Origin of the sequence: Klebsiella sp. GN_Kp190, assembly GCF_040061795.1 — a bacterium.
Classification (GTDB): domain Bacteria; phylum Pseudomonadota; class Gammaproteobacteria; order Enterobacterales; family Enterobacteriaceae; genus Klebsiella; species Klebsiella michiganensis.
On the sequence record NZ_JBEAFN010000011.1, the window covers coordinates 205199 to 220618 of the forward strand.

The following is a 15420-nucleotide window of genomic DNA, read 5'->3' on the forward strand; positions in this document are numbered from 1 at the left end:
AGCACTCATCCTCTATCCTGAGCGTTAACAAAACGCATACCACTGGGTCCAGGAAGACAAACATGAAACGGACAAAAAATATTAAACACGCCTCCTTCCGCAAAAGCTGGAGCGCTCGTCATTTAACTCCCGTTGCGCTCGCCGTGACGGCGGTATTTATGCTCGCCGGCTGTGAACAAAGCGATGAAACGGTTTCTCTGTATCAAAACGCCGATGACTGCTCTGCCGCTAACCCGAGCAAATCCGCAGAGTGCACCACCGCTTACAACAACGCACTCAAAGAAGCAGAACGTACCGCGCCGAAATACGCCTCTCGTGAAGATTGCGTCGCCGAGTTCGGTGAAGGTCAGTGCCAGCAGGCGCCGGCTCAGGCAGGCATGGCTCCGGAAAACCAGGCCCAGGCGCAAAGCAGCGGCAGCTTCTGGATGCCGCTGATGGCGGGCTACATGATGGGCCGGATGATGGGCGGCGGAATGGGCGCTCAGCAGCCGCTGTTCAGCTCAAAAAACCCGGCCAGTCCGGCCTATGGTAAATACACCGACGCGGGCGGTAAGAGCTACGGCGCAGCGCAGCCGGGCCGTACCATGACCGTGCCGAAAACTGCGATGGCGCCAAAACCAGCCACCACCAGCACCGTGACGCGCGGCGGGTTTGGCGACTCGGTCGCTAAGCAATCAACCATGCAGCGTAGCTCAGCAAGCTCCTCTTCTTCACGCTCGATGGGCGGCTAAGCGACATGGAAAGAATCAGCATTACCGAGCGCCCGGACTGGCGCGAAAAGGCGACAGAATATGGCTTTAACTTTCACACCATGTATGGCGAGCCATACTGGAGCGAAGAAGCCTATTACAAACTGACGCTGGCGCAGGTTGAAAAGCTTGAAGAGGTCACCGCTGAGCTGCATCAGATGTGTCTGCAGGCGGTGGAAAAAGTCATCGCCAGCGATGAGTTAATGGCCAAATTTCGCATCCCCAAACACACCTGGGGCTTCGTACGCCAGTCGTGGAAAACCCATCAGCCCTCGCTGTATTCGCGTCTCGATCTCGCGTGGGACGGCGTGGGTGAACCGAAGCTGCTGGAGAACAACGCCGATACGCCAACGTCCCTCTATGAAGCGGCATTCTTCCAGTGGATCTGGATGGAAGATCAGCTGAACGCCGGTCAGCTGCCGGCGGGCAGCGATCAGTTCAACAGCCTGCAGGAGAAGCTGATCGATCGCTTTGGCGAGCTGCGCGAGCAGTTCGGCTTCCAGCTGCTGCATATGGCCTGCTGTCGCGATACCGTTGAAGACCGTGGTACCGTGCAATATTTACAGGACTGCGCCGCAGAAGCGGGCGTGGCGACCGAGTTCCTCTACATCGAAGATATTGGTCTCGGCGAAAAAGGCCAGTTTACCGACCTGCAGGATCAGGTGATTGGTAATCTGTTCAAGCTCTATCCATGGGAGTACATGCTGCGCGAGGTGTTCTCCACCAAGCTGGAAGATGCGGGCGTGCGCTGGCTGGAGCCGGCGTGGAAGAGCATTATCTCCAACAAAGCGCTGCTGCCGCTGCTGTGGGAGATGTTCCCCAACCATCCGAACCTGCTGGCCGCTTATTTCAGCGAAGATGCGCATCCGGAGCTGGAGAAGTACGTTATCAAACCGATCTTCTCCCGCGAAGGCGCTAACGTCTCTATCGTGGAGAATGGCAAAGTGCTGGAGGCGGTAGAAGGGCCGTACGGTGAAGAGGGCACCATCGTCCAGGCGTTCTATCCGTTGCCGAAGTTTGGCGACAGCTACACGCTCATCGGCAGCTGGCTGATTAACGACCAGCCGGCGGGAATTGGCATTCGCGAAGACCGGGCGCTGATCACTCAGGATCTGTCGCGCTTTTATCCGCACATTTTCGTCGAGTAACAGCAAACCCCGGCGGCATTGTTTACTGCCGGGGTTTATCTATTTTCAGGCGCCAATGACTACCGACAGCATGCTCAGGGAGCCCATTTCCATTCCTTCAACCGGGATCGTAATCGGCTCTTCACCGTCCCAGGCGCCCAGCACATACAACAGCGGCAGAAAGTGATCGGCCGTCGGGTTCGATAACGATCCGCCTTCATGCGCCAGGTAATTCACCAGCGGATGTTCCGCTACGGGACCTTTCCAGTCCAGGTTCGCCTTCACGTAGTCATTAAACGACGCCGCCCAGGGATAAGGTGTATTTTCGCCGTGCCAGCGTGCGGTACGCAGGTTATGCACCACGTTGCCGCTTGCCACCAGCATAATGCCCTCATCGCGCAGCTGAGCCAGCTTACGCCCCATTTCGAAATGCCATGCCGCGGGCTTCGTACTATCAATACTCAGCTGTACCATCGGAATATCGGCATCGGGATACATTTTAATCAACACGCCCCAGGAACCATGGTCAAAGCCCCAGGCTTCTTTATCCAGCGTCACCGGCACCGGCGCCAGCAGCTCGACCAGACGCTGGGCCAGCTCAGGCGAACCCGGCGCCGGATAATGCGTATCGTAGAGCGCCTGAGGGAAACCGCCAAAATCATGAATCGTTTTCGGCGCCTCCATCGCGGTCACTCCTGTACCGCGAGTGAACCAGTGCGCGGAGATCACCACAATGGCTTTAGGCCGCGCCAGCGTCTCGCCCAGATGCCGCCAGGCGCGAGTATAGATGTTATCTTCCAGCACGTTCATCGGGCTACCGTGACCTAAAAACAGCGCGGGCATGCGGGTACGGGACATAGTGATATCCTTTATTAAGAAAGTTGATGTATTTACATTACGCTCTTTCTATGGAGGATAAACTCAGATAAGCATGATGATGATCGTCAGAAAATTTGAATGTAAGCGGCGGTAAAGAGTGAATCCGCGCGCTCGCGATCGTCAATGGATCACGGTACTCTTAATAAGAATCATTTTCATAAGGAGGTGAATGTTGTCCTCACCCGTCATTTTGACCCTGCTGGCAGGGAGCGCTACCTTTATTGGCGCCATTTTCGGCGTTATCGGGCAGAAACCCTCGAATCGCTTACTGGGGTTCTCACTGGGATTCGCCGCCGGGATCATGCTGTTGATTTCGTTGATGGAGATGCTGCCCGCCGCGCTGGCTACCGAAGGCATGTCCCCCCTGCTCGGCTACGGCATGTTTATTATCGGCCTTCTGGGCTACTTTGCGCTTGACCGCATGCTGCCTCACGCCCACCCGCAGGATCTGATGTCTCCCGGCATTTCCCGCCCGCGCAACCTGCGCCGTACGGCGATTTTGCTGACCTTAGGCATCAGCCTGCATAACTTCCCCGAGGGCATTGCGACCTTCGTGACGGCCAGCAATAATCTCGAGCTGGGCATGGGGGTCGCGTTAGCCGTTGCGCTACACAACATCCCGGAAGGACTGGCGGTAGCCGGACCGGTATATGCCGCCACGGGCTCCAGAAGTAAAGCGGTGTTCTGGGCGGGTCTTTCCGGCATGGCGGAAATCTTCGGCGGCGTGCTGGCCTGGCTGGTGCTGGGCAGCGCGATATCCCCGGTGATGATGGGCGCCGTTATGGCCGCGGTTGCCGGTATCATGATTGCGCTGTCGGTTGATGAGCTTATGCCGCTGGCGAAAGAGCTCGATCCACAAAGCAACCCGAGCTATGGCGTGCTGTGCGGGATGTCAGTGATGGGATTAAGCCTGGTGGTTTTGCAAACGGTGGGCATTGGCTGAGTCAATGCCCCCATTATTTCACTTGTCAATTCATTACATGAATTCATCATTAATGATGAATTGAGAACAGGTATTAAATTTAACCTTTAGTCAATTAAGACCATGCGTAAATAGCCTTTTCACAGCATTCGCCCTCATTGCTTTGGCATTAATTTGACGTTAATTCTGCGAGTATCAAACGAAATTCATTCACATCAACAATCAATACAGGTAAAGCCACCGTCAAAAGAGATATTACATTGCGAAATATCCTAAAAAAAGCGCACTAAAATGCATACATTAAGGAAAACTGCGAGTTACCTTTAATTACAATTAACATGCGTAACAGTGAGCAGCATGATAGTTTTTACGCGTTGAATTAATATTAATTCAAGCAAACCCAATCCCATACCAGTTGTCGTAAACCTCATATTTAATATTTATCATCTATAAAGGACTATATTCCATGTTTAAAAAAACGCTGCTCGCTGTTGTCACTACCGCTGTTTTTTCTGCGACTGCTTTTAATGCCAGCGCTGAAGATCAGGGCCACGGTATTGTCACCTTCTCCGGTACCGTTATTACCGCCCCTTGCTCTGTGACACCGGAAAGCTCTCAGATTGATGTCGATCTCGGCCAGGTTGCCGATAGCGTACTGAACGGCGGCCAGTACTCTCAGCCTGCAGATTTCTCTATCAAACTGCGCGACTGTATTCTGAGCACAACGGATGATAAAGGCGTGAAAACGACAACGGATAAAGTGAACGTGACCTTCACTTCTGCCAACGTCGACAGCAATGACGCCAGCCTGATGGTAAATACCAAAGAAAGCAACTACGGCGGCGCTACCGGCGTTGGCGTACGTATTATGGACGCAGGTTACAACACCGTAACCCTGGGATCCGCAGTGCCGGTAGTGTTTACCGATACCAACCCGACTCAGAACCTGGACTTCCACGCCCGCATGGAATCTAAAGGTAAAAATGCAACCGAGGGTGATGTTTACGCTCAGGCAAACTACGTCCTGGCTTATAAATAATTATCGCTTTCGCTTAATTTTTATCGATTCAAGCCGGTGATGGATTCACCGGCTTTCCTGGTCTATTTTATTAAAAGAAACGGATTTTATGCGCACTATTATTCATAGCGGTTTAATGCCAGGAAAGTTATTCCTTTTAATAAAGCATACCCTTTGCTCAGTATGTTTTACCGCATCACTATCAATGCCGCTTTATGCAATAGAATTCAATACCGATATGATTGATGCTGAGGACAGGAAAAACATCGATCTCTCGCAATTTGAAAAAAAAGGCTATATTCCTGTCGGCACCTATGTAGCACGCGTACAGATCAACAAAAATACCTTACCAAAAGCCTATCACCTGGAGTGGATAAAAGCTGATAACGAAAGCGGATCTCAGCTTTGCCTCACTAAAGAGCGCCTGGCAGAGTTCGGCTTTGCCGATGCGTTTATTGAACCGCTACAAATGTGGAATCAAAAAGGCTGTCTCGATCTCAGCCATCAGCCAGAGCTGATTATTCGTCTGGATAAAGCGAACATGGTACTGACGTTAACCGTACCCCAGGCATGGATGAAATATCAGGCTAAAAACTGGACGCCGCCGGAGTACTGGGACGACGGTATCGCGGGGCTTATGCTGGATTATAACCTTTACGCCAGCCAGTACACGCCGAGCCACGGCGACAGCAACCAGAGCGTCAACTCATATGGCACACTGGGTTTCAACCTCGGTGCATGGCGCTTACGTAGCGATTATCAGTACGATCAATCGTTTACTGAGCGGAAATCAACGGGTACCAGCAGCAGCCTGCCGCGTACCTATTTATTCCGCCCGATTCCGTCCCTGGCGTCAAAATTCACGATGGGCCAGTACGACCTGAGCTCAGGCCTCTACGATACTTTTCACTTTACCGGCGCCTCTCTGGAAAGTGATGAACAAATGCTGCCGCCGGATTTACGCGGCTATGCGCCGCAAATAAGCGGCATCGCGCAGACCAACGCTAAAGTCACCGTTACGCAAAACAGCCGCACGCTCTATCAAACGACCGTCTCCCCCGGGCCATTCACCATCGCCGATCTGGGCACAACCTTGCAGGGGCAGCTGGATGTAACGATCGAGGAAGAAGACGGACGCAAAAGTACGTTCCAGGTTGGTTCCGCCTCTATCCCTTACCTGACGCGTAAAGGGCAGGTACGTTATAAAAGTTCAGTGGGTAAACCCACATCAACGACCCACAATGATGTGAATAACCCCCTTTTCTGGACCGGGGAGGCTTCCTGGGGCTGGTTGAGTGATGTTTCTCTCTACGGCGGCGCTATCGTCACCGCCGATGACTATCAGGCGGCAACCGGTGGGGTTGGCTTTAACCTTAACCGTTTTGGCTCATTCTCCCTTGATATTACCCGCGCCGAGGCTAATCTACGTAATGACGATCAAGGTAAACAGCGCGGCTTCAGCTATCGCGCTAACTATGCCAAACGTTTTGAAGAAACAAACAGTCAGGTAACCTTCGCGGGTTACCGGTTCTCAGATAAAGAGTACGTCACGATGAGCGAATATATCAGCTCGCGCGATGGCTCCGACTCCAGCTCCAATGAGAAAGAGAGCTATGTGCTCTCCTTTAATCAGTTCGTTGCGCCGCTGGAGCTAAATACCTATCTGAGTGTCACACGTAATACCTACTGGAACAGTGAAACCAATACGAACTACTCGTTTTCTCTGAGCCGGAGCTTTGATATTGGTGCGTTTAAAAATATTTCAGCTTCATTGGCGATGAGCCGCGTGCGCTGGAATGATGATGAAGAGAATCAATATTACTTTTCACTCACCCTGCCGCTGGAAAATAATCGCAATATTATGTACAGCCTGCAGCGCTATGGCGACGACGCAACGACGCAAACGGCAACCTGGTACGATGGTTCAGATCGTAATAACCCGTGGAATATGTCCGTTTCAGGCACAGATAAAGAGTTTGGCGATGGCGAAGCGGCCATGCGCGGATACTATCAGCACTATTCACCCTATGGCCGGTTGAATGTAAACGGTAGCGTGAAGCCAAGCAGCTATCGCTCGCTCAGCGCTGGCTGGAACGGCTCGTTCACGGCAACCCGTTACGGTGCGGCATTACATGATTACAACACTGGCAACAGTTCTCGCGTCATGGTGGATGCGGATGGAATAGCCGGTGTTGAGGTAAACAATCATCGTAGTATGACCAATATGTTTGGTATTTCCGTGGTTCCGTCAGTGGGTAACTACACAACGGCGATGGTGATGGTGAACAACAACAACCTGCCGGATGGCGTGGATGTAACCAACTCGGTAATCCGCACCACGCTGACCGAAGGCGCTATTGGCTATATGCCCCTGAGCGCGACCAAAGGCTATCAGATCATCGGCGTCATCCGCCTGGAAGACGGACGCTATCCACCGCTGGGCGTGACCGTAACCGACAAAGCAACCGGTCGCGATATAGGTTTAGTCGCTGATGACGGCTTTGTATACCTGAGCGGAATACAGGAAAACAGCATCCTGACGCTAAAATGGAACGACAACGTGTGTGATTTGACACCGCCTAACCATAGCAATCTCGATGGTCAGGCCATTATTTTACCATGTAAGCCCGCACATTAATTCAGGATGAATGATGATGAAAATTAAGACATTTGCGAAAGGACTATTCTGTTTGTTGAGTACCAGCTTTGCGGTAAATGCCGCCGTGTCGCCCGACAGAACCCGCATTATTCTTAACCAGTCGGATAAGAGCGTCTCCGTGCGCTTGACCAACCAGAGCACAACGGCCCCTTTCCTTGCCCAATCATGGATTGAGGATAAGGATAATAAAAAATCCCGAAACTATATTACTGCTGTTCCGCCAATGGTGCGCCTCGAGGCGGGTGAGCAAGTACAGGTTCGCCTGATTCCTCAGCCAACGTTGACGCAGCTTCCGGCGGACAGGGAATCGCTGTTTTATTTCAACGTGCGCGAAATTCCGCCGCGCTCGGAACAGAAAAACGTCATGCAAATTGCCATGCAGAGCCGCATTAAAATTTTCTGGCGACCAAAGGCAGTCGAAGTGAAGAACGGGCAGGTGAATCTGACCGGTAAATTCGATATTAGCCGAACGGCCAGCGGGTTAACGTTAAAGAACAACTCCCCTTACTTTATCACCGTGGGTTATATCGGCACGAATGGCAAAACGCTGCTGCCAAAAACATCCAGCATGATGGCTGAACCGTTTGGCCTGGCGTCGCAGGAGATTAAAGACCTGCCGGCTAATTTCCAGGTAGGCTTTATTGGCGATTACGGCGGTCTGAATATGTTTAAAGTCAGCTGTAATTCTGTACAAGTGGTCTGTCAGTCTGAACCGGTGAAAAAGGGATAATAATGAAAAGACTACTAAGTTTTTTAACGTTATTAATCAGCCTGTTTTCTGTGCCATCATGGGCAGTAAATTGCTATCAAAATAACGAAGGAGGAGCAGTTACTTATACCGCTCAACTTCCCTCTTTTACTATCCCCAACGATATTACACCTGGCAAAAAAATCTGGGAAAGTTCCGACATTAATATTACCGTGTACTGCGATAACGCCAAGCAATGGAGTAGTGCAAACCCAACGGAAGAGCTTTATGCATGGATAAAACTCTCGGCGTTTAATAGCAGTGAGGTACTCAATAATCCTTATTTTACTTTTGGCGTAACATACGATGGTGTCGATTACGAAGGCATTAATCAAGGCATCAAGACAGGCGCCTGTCTGGATAGAATAGATCAGAAACCGCTGCCAAATATCTATCATAACCCGGTATGTAATGGTTCGGTACTGCAAAAAAATGTATCCTTTAACGCCCGCTTCCGCCTGTATATTAAAGTTAAAGCGATTCCTCCCGATAGCTCAACAGTCTATAATTTTGGTGACATTAACGTACTGCAATTTGATGGCGAAGGGGGAGCAAACCTGCTCAGTGATGCCAAAAATTTACGTTATTATATTACTGGATTAGATAACGTGCGGTTTTTGACCTGTACAGCTTCCGTTAAGCTTTTCCCTGAAAGTCAGACAGTGGATTTTGGCGTCATTCATGCTTATAAAACCGACATGCCAGCGCTGAAAAAAACGTTCAGCCTCTCCACCATCCGGGATCAGGCGGCAGGCTGTACTGAACAATTCGATATCACGACCAGCTTCTATACTAATGATACCCTATACGATATTACTCATTTGGATATGAATAATGGCTTTCTATTGAATATCTATGATAGCACGGCTAGTACTAACGTTATATTCAACCAATATATGCCATTCGCTACCTATATTCCGGGACGACCATCAACCGTCACGCATAACTATATTGCTGAGCTGACCCAAAATCCCTCCGTCTCAGTCAAGGATGGCCCTTTTAGCAAAGATGTGATTATAAAGATTAACTATCAGTAGCTTTCTTTTGGAGCTATTCAACAATAAAGCCGGGATATCCCGGCTTTCTCATTTTTTAGCGCAACTTTTAGCGCAACGACTGCAATCAGCTGGCTTTACGCTCGTGTTCGCGACGGTAGGCCACTAAATCTTCAATCGTGACCACTTCCATATTGTGCTGCTGAGCAAACTCGATGCACTGCGGCGCACGCGCCATAGAGCCGTCGTCGTTGGTCAGTTCACACAGTACGCCCGCCGGTTTGAGGCCAGCCAGCGTGACCAGATCAATGGTTGCTTCAGTATGGCCGCCGCGGGTCAGAACCCCGCCCGGCTGCGCGCGCAGCGGGAAAACGTGTCCAGGGCGGTTCAGGTCGGACGGCTTCGCGCCATCGGCAATTGCCGCGCGCACGGTGGTCACGCGGTCAGCGGCGGAAACGCCGGTGGTCACGCCTTCAGCGGCTTCGATGGTCACGGTAAAACCGGTACCGTAGGCGCTGGTGTTGTTCTCAACCATCATTGGCAGGTCGAGCTGTTTACGGCGATCTTCCGTCAGGCACAGGCAGACAATGCCGCTGCCATGGCGAATGGTCAGCGCCATCTGCTCAACGGTCATGGTTTCAGCGGCGAAAATCATATCGCCTTCGTTTTCACGGTCTTCATCGTCAAGCACCATCACACCGCGGCCTTCGCGCAGTGCATCCAGAGCACGTTCTACACGTTCAAAAGCGGTACCAAAAGAGGAAAGTAGCGTCTGATTCATGGTAAAAAAAACCTCATTAATTGTATGGTTACCAGAATCAGGGCAGTCTTAGGAGCGCCGGTTTAGCGGCAAAAGTCAACGCAAGCGGGTACAAACCCGGCTGAGCCGTTACTCTCTCCCATCCGGACTCTAACCGTCGGCCCCGGAATTACACCGGATCTGCTGACCTTTCTGCATTCGCAGAAAGCGCTCGCGGGCTTTCAACGCTATGGTTGATTTACCGCCGGTGGGGAATTTCGCCCCGCCCTGAGAATAAGCAAAGCAACTATAACGCTATTGACTATCGTCGGCAATGCATAAGCTTCAAACATTTATGGTTTATAGGCGCCGACGATCGCACTACAATGAGCGGATAACCGACCAGAGCAGGAAACCACCATGATTGACCCGAAAAAAATTGAACAAATCGCCCGTCAGGTTCATGAATCAATGCCGAAGGGGCTCCGCGATCTGGGGGAAGACGTGGAGAAAAAAATCCGTCAGGTGCTCCAGTCGCAGTTAACTCGCCTGGACCTGGTAAGCCGCGAAGAGTTCGACGTGCAGACGCAGGTGCTGTTGCGCACGCGTGAAAAGCTGGCGCTTCTGGAGCAGCGTCTTAACGATCTGGAAAACCGTTCGCCGAGCGCGCCGGCAGCGCCGGACGTCGAAGAGAAGCCGTAAAAACAAGCAACGGGCCGTCAGGCCCGTTGTCGTATCTGTACTGCGGTAAGTAGATTAGTGCTCCAGCTCCGCTTCTGGCGTCATGGTTTTATTCGCCTGGCGGCAGTAAAGTTCATAGCGTTGACAAAACCATTCGCGATGCGCTTCATCCATATTACCAACAATGGCCTGAAGATCGACGGGCTGACCTTGTGCGTTCATTCTGGCGAAGCTCTGGGCCAGAAAATCAAAATTCTTCATTAAATACATATCGTTTTTCTTCATACGCATACTCCTTCAGCCGTTGGTGTTCTGATTGGTCATATGCTTTTTACTGACTTCAGTATTTATCCTTACCTTAGCTTTTTTTGTACGAAAAATGCGCCTCAAATGGCGATTTGTTGAGCCAAATCATTTATGCCGTCATTAAATAAAAAGAGGCCCGCGATTAGACGATCGCGGGCCTCTTTTGTCCTGTTTTGCAGCGTTATCGCCGGTTACGCCTCGGTTAGCGCGATAATTCCGGACATACCGCCGCTACGGTGCGAAGAGAAAACATTACTGTTTGTTATCTTTCTGGATCTTCTTGATGATGTTGGTCGTCGAGCAGCCATCTTCAAAGTTGAGCACCAGCACCTCGCCGCCGTTTGCCCAGACTTCTTCGCTACCGGCGATCTGTTCCGGCTTATAGTCGCCGCCTTTTACCAGCAGATCCGGCAGAATTCCGGCAATCAGACGCTGCGGGGTATCCTCTTCAAAAGAGACCACCCAATCGACAGCTTCCAGCGCGCCCAGCACGATCATCCGCTGATCCAGCGGGTTGACCGGGCGAGAGTCGCCTTTCAGACGCCGGGTTGACGCGTCGCTGTTCACCGCAACGATCAGCCGATCGCCCAGCTTGCGCGCGTTAGCCAGGTAGGAAACATGGCCCGCGTGTAAAATGTCGAACACGCCGTTGGTCATCACCACTTTCTCGCCGCGCTTGCGCGCCGCGGCAACCGCCAGCTTCAGCTCTTCTTCGCTCATCACGCCAAAACCGGTCTCGGAGCGCCCGCGCACCGCGTTCTCCAGTTCGATAGGCGAAACGGTAGAGGTACCGAGTTTACCGACCACGACGCCCGCCGCCGCGTTGGCAAAGTAGCAGGCCTCTTCCAGAGTATTGCCGGAGGCCAGCGTCGCCGCCAGCACGCCGATGACCGTATCACCCGCGCCGGTAACATCATAGACTTCCTGGGCCTGAGTGGGCATATGCAGCGGCGGTCGCCCCGGCTGCAGCAGCGTCATCCCCTGCTCGGAACGGGTCACCAGCAGCGCCGAGAGGTCAAAATCGGCGATGATTTTCATCCCGCGTTCAACGATCTCTTCTTCATCCTTACATTTACCCGCGACCGCCTCAAACTCTGAGAGATTAGGCGTCAGCAGGGTGGCGCCGCGATAGCGTTCAAAATCCGTACCCTTCGGGTCGATAAGCACCGGGACGCCCGCGTCGCGAGCCAGCTTAATCATGGTCTGGACGCTGGTCAGCGCGCCTTTGGCGTAATCAGACAGCACCAGCGCGCCAATGGAGCTCAGCGCCTGCTGAATACGCTCGTGCATCGGCTGCGGATCGACGCCGGAGAAACCCTCTTCAAAATCGAGACGAATCAGCTGCTGGTTGCGCGACAGCACGCGCAGTTTGGTAATCGTCGGATGGGTCGGGACGGACACAAAGTCGCACTTCACGTTGACGTCGGCCAGCGCCTTGCTTAACGCGCGGGCGGCATCGTCAATCCCGGTCAGGCCAACCAGACGAGAGGTCGCGCCGAGCGACGCAATGTTCATCGCCACGTTTGCCGCGCCGCCAGGACGTTCTTCGATATTTTCCACCTTCACCACCGGCACCGGCGCTTCCGGCGAAATACGGCTGGTGGGACCATACCAGTAGCGGTCCAGCATCACATCGCCAACCACCAACACTCCTGCACGTTCAAACTCTGGCAGCGTTACTTTCATTCCTCTCTCCTGCGAGACGCAAACTTTGCGCGCGATAATAGCACACCCGGTTTTTTAGTTAAGCCATCAACCACTTCTGCCAGCTGGCGCTGACCTGTTCACGCTCCTGGCTAAACGCTTCTGGCGCCACGTTCCCCGGCTGCTCCTGCAGCGCCAGGTGATGGAGCGCATCGCGCAGCGTGGTGTAAGCGTGAGTTAACGCCCTCGCCTCTGCTTCGTCCATAATGTCGTTCTGCGCCAGCAGTTCCAGAATACGGACGTTATCGGACCAGCGCGTGAGCTTCGGTTTATCACTGGCATAGCGTAGGACCAGATACTGGGTAATAAATTCAATATCCGTGATACCCCCGGCATCGGCTTTAATATCAAAGCGATCGTGATGCTTATTCCCCAGGTGAGCGCGCATTTTTTCGCGCATTTCCCGCACTTCGGTCTGCAGTTTTTCGCCTTCTCGCGGGGTAGTAAGAATATCCCGACGAATGGCGTCAAAGCGCGCCTGTAGCTCAGGATCGCCATACACTACGCGGGCGCGAACCAGCGCCTGATGCTCCCAGGTCCATGCCTCATTTTGTTGATAATCAGCAAAGGCATCGGCGGTGGTCACCAGCATGCCCGCCGCACCAGAAGGACGTAAGCGAGCGTCCACTTCGTACAGAATGCCCGACGAGGTGCGAGTGCTGAAAAGATGCATGATGCGCTGCGCCAGCCGCAGATAAAACTGACGACCGTCGATTTCGCGCTCGCCGTCGGTCATCACCTCCATCGGACAATCGTGGAGGAACACCAGATCGAGATCGGAACTGTAGCCCAGCTCCCAGCCCCCCAGCTTACCGTAGCCAACCACCGCAAAACCGCGCCCCTGGCGATCGTGCAGGTGCGTCGGCTGCCCGTAGCGGGCCACCATCTGCAGCCAGGCCTGCTGGACCACCGCGTCAATCATCGCCTCCGCCAGCCAGGTTAAGTGATCGCTCACTTTCATCACCGGCAGAGTTCCGGCGATATCGGCCGCGGCGATATGCAGCAGCTGCGCCTGCTTAAACTGGCGTAGCGCCTCCAGCTGCTGCTCTTCATCATCTTCCGGTACGCGCAGCAGATACTGGCGCAGTTCATCGCGATAGGCATCGGTGGCCGTTGGCTGATAAAGCGTATTCGGGTCCAGCAGCTCGTCCAGCAGCAGCGGATGGCGAGCCAGCTGGCTGGCGACCATCGGCGATGCCGCGCACAGGCTAATCAGGTGCTTTAACGCGCCGGGGAATTCGCTCAGCAGCTCCAGATAGGTTGTGCGGGTGACAATCCCGGTGAGCAGCGGCGTAATGCGCGCCAGCGGCACCGGGGCATCCGCGCGCGAGCAGATTTCGCTGAGCAGATGCGGCATGAGCTGGTCGAGTACCTGACGGCCGCGCGGGCCAATCGTGCGCCGGTCCAGCTCTTTACGAAAATCGGCGATCAGCGCCAGCACGCTGCGGCGATCGCTGTCGGCGAGATGCGCCAGCGCCGGGCTGGTATCATCCTCCTGCAGCGCGTCCTGCCACAGTTCGCGCCAGTACTCTTCAAGCTGTTCATCCGGCGACTGGGTTTCATCGTCGCCGATCAATTCATTAAACACGCGCCGCACGTTGGCCATCTGCTCCGCCAGCCGCGCGCTGAGCGTATCCCAGTCGGCAGCCCCCATCCCCCAGGCCAGCCGGGCGCGATTAAGTTCATCCTGCGGCAGGGTTTGCGTCTGCTCGTCGTTGATGCTTTGCAGCAGGTTTTCCAGGCGACGCAAAAACAGATAGGCTTCGCGCAGCCTCTGCGCATCCCCTTCCGGCAGCAGGTGCAGCTCTTCGATGGCGGCCAGCGTCGGCAGCAAAGCCCGCTGTTGCAGCATCGGTTCGCGTCCGCCGCGAATCAGCTGGAAAACCTGGACGATAAACTCCACTTCGCGGATGCCGCCCGCGCCGAGCTTGATATTGTCCTTCAGTCCCCGACGGCGCACCTCACGGGCGATCATTCCCTTCATGTTACGCAGAGACTGAATCACGCTGAAATCAATATAGCGGCGGAAGACAAACGGCCGCAGCATGGCGCGCAGCTCGCTGGCGTAAACGCCATCGTTATCGCCCATGATTCGCGCTTTCACCATCGCGTAGCGCTCCCAGTCGCGCCCCTGCTCCTGGTAATAATCCTCCAGCGCGGCAAAGCTCAGCACCAGCGGGCCGCTGTCGCCAAACGGGCGCAGGCGCATATCAACGCGGTAGACAAAGCCATCCTGGGTGGGCTGATCCAGCACCTTAATCAGGCGCTGCCCGAGGCGGGTAAAAAACTGGGCGTTGTCCAGCTCGCGACGGCCGCCGCGCGTGGCGCCATGCTCCGGCCAGGCGAAAATCAGATCGATGTCGGAGGAGAAATTCAGCTCGCCGCCGCCGAGCTTGCCCATCCCGAGGATCAGCAGCGGCTGCGGCGTACCTTCAGCATTACACGGAGTGCCCCATTCACGGCAGCAGGCGGCGTATAGCCAGTCGCGCGCGGCGACGATTAAGGTCTCCGCCAGCGCGCTTAGCTGCTGCAGGCTGCTCTCTTCGCTGACCAGCGATAGCGCCTGGGCCCAGGCGATACGCACCATGATCCGACGGCGAAACTGGCGCAGCTCGCGCATCAGCGCGGCTTCATCATTAACCTCGGCCAGGCGAACCTGCAGCCAGTCGGCATAGTGATGCCACTCCTGCGCCTCGGGGGGCGCACTTTCAAGCTCCGCCAGCCACTGCGGCTGCGCGATCAGACTCTGTTCGACGAAATCGCTAAAGGCCATGACCGATTGCGCCCGATCGCTCAACGTCGATACGGGAAAATCCGCTGGTAGCCGGCCTGCGACCGTCTGCCAGTGCTGCTGTAATTGCGAAGAAAGCGGCATCTTAGGGGCTCCCTGGCC

The 15420-nt window shown here is 54.0% G+C and carries 13 protein-coding genes and 1 riboswitch; of the genes, 8 read left to right on the forward strand and 5 right to left on the reverse strand.

The annotated features are described in order from the left end of the window. Nucleotides 1-62: 62 nt before the first annotated feature. Together ABLU67_RS09240 and ABLU67_RS09245 are read left to right on the forward strand one after the other, a co-directional pair. Nucleotides 63-731: a DUF1190 family protein gene (locus ABLU67_RS09240; protein WP_004125303.1), complete on the forward strand. Its 669-nt coding sequence runs from the start codon at nucleotides 63-65 to the stop codon at nucleotides 729-731. 5 nt (nucleotides 732-736) lie between these two features. Next, nucleotides 737-1897, forward strand: a complete 1161-nt coding sequence (locus ABLU67_RS09245; RefSeq protein WP_025105920.1) for a glutathionylspermidine synthase family protein — start codon at nucleotides 737-739, stop codon at nucleotides 1895-1897. Nucleotides 1898-1942: 45 nt separating this feature from the next. Here the strand turns inward: ABLU67_RS09245 and ygiD are convergent, their stop codons facing one another. Then, nucleotides 1943-2734, reverse strand: a complete 792-nt coding sequence (gene ygiD / locus ABLU67_RS09250) for a 4,5-DOPA dioxygenase extradiol (RefSeq protein WP_014226877.1) — start codon at nucleotides 2732-2734, stop codon at nucleotides 1943-1945. Nucleotides 2735-2927: 193 nt separating this feature from the next. On the opposite strand from ygiD, the gene zupT reads away from it, so the two are divergent. From zupT to ABLU67_RS09275, 5 genes are all read left to right on the forward strand, one after another. Beyond that, nucleotides 2928-3698 (forward strand): zinc transporter ZupT, encoded by a 771-nt coding sequence (gene zupT, locus ABLU67_RS09255; RefSeq protein WP_025105919.1) that lies wholly within the window; start codon nucleotides 2928-2930, stop codon nucleotides 3696-3698. Between the two features lie 445 nt (nucleotides 3699-4143). Further along, on the forward strand, nucleotides 4144-4716 hold the full coding sequence (locus ABLU67_RS09260) for a fimbrial-like protein (protein WP_032751300.1): 573 nt from the start codon (nucleotides 4144-4146) through the stop codon (nucleotides 4714-4716). 184 nt (nucleotides 4717-4900) lie between these two features. After that, complete coding sequence (locus ABLU67_RS09265; protein ID WP_213221616.1) at nucleotides 4901-7333, forward strand: fimbria/pilus outer membrane usher protein; 2433 nt, start codon at nucleotides 4901-4903, stop codon at nucleotides 7331-7333. A gap of 13 nt (nucleotides 7334-7346) precedes the next feature. Then, nucleotides 7347-8084 (forward strand): molecular chaperone, encoded by a 738-nt coding sequence (locus ABLU67_RS09270; RefSeq protein ID WP_032751302.1) that lies wholly within the window; start codon nucleotides 7347-7349, stop codon nucleotides 8082-8084. A 2-nt stretch (nucleotides 8085-8086) separates the two neighbouring features. Further along, nucleotides 8087-9139, forward strand: a complete 1053-nt coding sequence (locus ABLU67_RS09275; RefSeq protein WP_224237281.1) for a pilus assembly protein — start codon at nucleotides 8087-8089, stop codon at nucleotides 9137-9139. 85 nt (nucleotides 9140-9224) lie between these two features. On the opposite strand, the gene ribB is transcribed toward ABLU67_RS09275, so the two are convergent. Next, on the reverse strand, nucleotides 9225-9878 hold the full coding sequence (ribB, locus tag ABLU67_RS09280; protein WP_004854262.1) for a 3,4-dihydroxy-2-butanone-4-phosphate synthase: 654 nt from the start codon (nucleotides 9876-9878) through the stop codon (nucleotides 9225-9227). A gap of 106 nt (nucleotides 9879-9984) precedes the next feature. Further along, nucleotides 9985-10136, reverse strand: a riboswitch (FMN riboswitch). A 120-nt stretch (nucleotides 10137-10256) separates the two neighbouring features. Here ribB and ubiK point away from each other — a divergent pair. Further along, complete coding sequence (gene ubiK / locus ABLU67_RS09285; RefSeq protein ID WP_004854265.1) at nucleotides 10257-10538, forward strand: ubiquinone biosynthesis accessory factor UbiK; 282 nt, start codon at nucleotides 10257-10259, stop codon at nucleotides 10536-10538. A 54-nt stretch (nucleotides 10539-10592) separates the two neighbouring features. Here ubiK and glgS read toward each other — a convergent pair whose 3' ends face one another. From glgS to glnE, 3 genes are all read right to left on the reverse strand, one after another. Then, nucleotides 10593-10802: a cell surface composition regulator GlgS gene (gene glgS, locus ABLU67_RS09290; RefSeq protein ID WP_004854266.1), complete on the reverse strand. Its 210-nt coding sequence runs from the start codon at nucleotides 10800-10802 to the stop codon at nucleotides 10593-10595. A 273-nt stretch (nucleotides 10803-11075) separates the two neighbouring features. Continuing rightward, nucleotides 11076-12509 carry a bifunctional D-glycero-beta-D-manno-heptose-7-phosphate kinase/D-glycero-beta-D-manno-heptose 1-phosphate adenylyltransferase HldE gene (gene hldE / locus ABLU67_RS09295; RefSeq protein WP_014226884.1) on the reverse strand — a complete coding sequence of 478 codons (1434 nt, stop codon included), beginning with the start codon at nucleotides 12507-12509 and terminating at the stop codon, nucleotides 11076-11078. A gap of 58 nt (nucleotides 12510-12567) precedes the next feature. Continuing rightward, a complete protein-coding gene (gene glnE / locus ABLU67_RS09300) occupies nucleotides 12568-15402 on the reverse strand; it encodes a bifunctional [glutamate--ammonia ligase]-adenylyl-L-tyrosine phosphorylase/[glutamate--ammonia-ligase] adenylyltransferase (protein ID WP_004854270.1) in 2835 nt (944 codons plus the stop codon). Between the last annotated feature and the right edge of the window lie 18 nt (nucleotides 15403-15420).

What these genes read in the sequence shown, in the direction of transcription:
- ABLU67_RS09240 (WP_004125303.1), top strand. Translation starts at nt 63, where the DNA reads ATGAAACGGACAAAAAATATTAAACACGCCTCCTTCCGCAAAAGCTGG.
- ABLU67_RS09245 (WP_025105920.1), top strand. Translation starts at nt 737, where the DNA reads ATGGAAAGAATCAGCATTACCGAGCGCCCGGACTGGCGCGAAAAGGCG.
- ygiD (WP_014226877.1), bottom strand. Translation starts at nt 2,734, where the DNA reads ATGTCCCGTACCCGCATGCCCGCGCTGTTTTTAGGTCACGGTAGCCCG.
- ABLU67_RS09260 (WP_032751300.1), top strand. Translation starts at nt 4,144, where the DNA reads ATGTTTAAAAAAACGCTGCTCGCTGTTGTCACTACCGCTGTTTTTTCT.
- ABLU67_RS09265 (WP_213221616.1), top strand. Translation starts at nt 4,901, where the DNA reads ATGCCGCTTTATGCAATAGAATTCAATACCGATATGATTGATGCTGAG.
- ABLU67_RS09270 (WP_032751302.1), top strand. Translation starts at nt 7,347, where the DNA reads ATGATGAAAATTAAGACATTTGCGAAAGGACTATTCTGTTTGTTGAGT.
- ABLU67_RS09275 (WP_224237281.1), top strand. Translation starts at nt 8,087, where the DNA reads ATGAAAAGACTACTAAGTTTTTTAACGTTATTAATCAGCCTGTTTTCT.
- ribB (WP_004854262.1), bottom strand. Translation starts at nt 9,878, where the DNA reads ATGAATCAGACGCTACTTTCCTCTTTTGGTACCGCTTTTGAACGTGTA.
- ubiK (WP_004854265.1), top strand. Translation starts at nt 10,257, where the DNA reads ATGATTGACCCGAAAAAAATTGAACAAATCGCCCGTCAGGTTCATGAA.
- glgS (WP_004854266.1), bottom strand. Translation starts at nt 10,802, where the DNA reads ATGAAGAAAAACGATATGTATTTAATGAAGAATTTTGATTTTCTGGCC.
- hldE (WP_014226884.1), bottom strand. Translation starts at nt 12,509, where the DNA reads ATGAAAGTAACGCTGCCAGAGTTTGAACGTGCAGGAGTGTTGGTGGTT.
- glnE (WP_004854270.1), bottom strand. Translation starts at nt 15,402, where the DNA reads ATGCCGCTTTCTTCGCAATTACAGCAGCACTGGCAGACGGTCGCAGGC.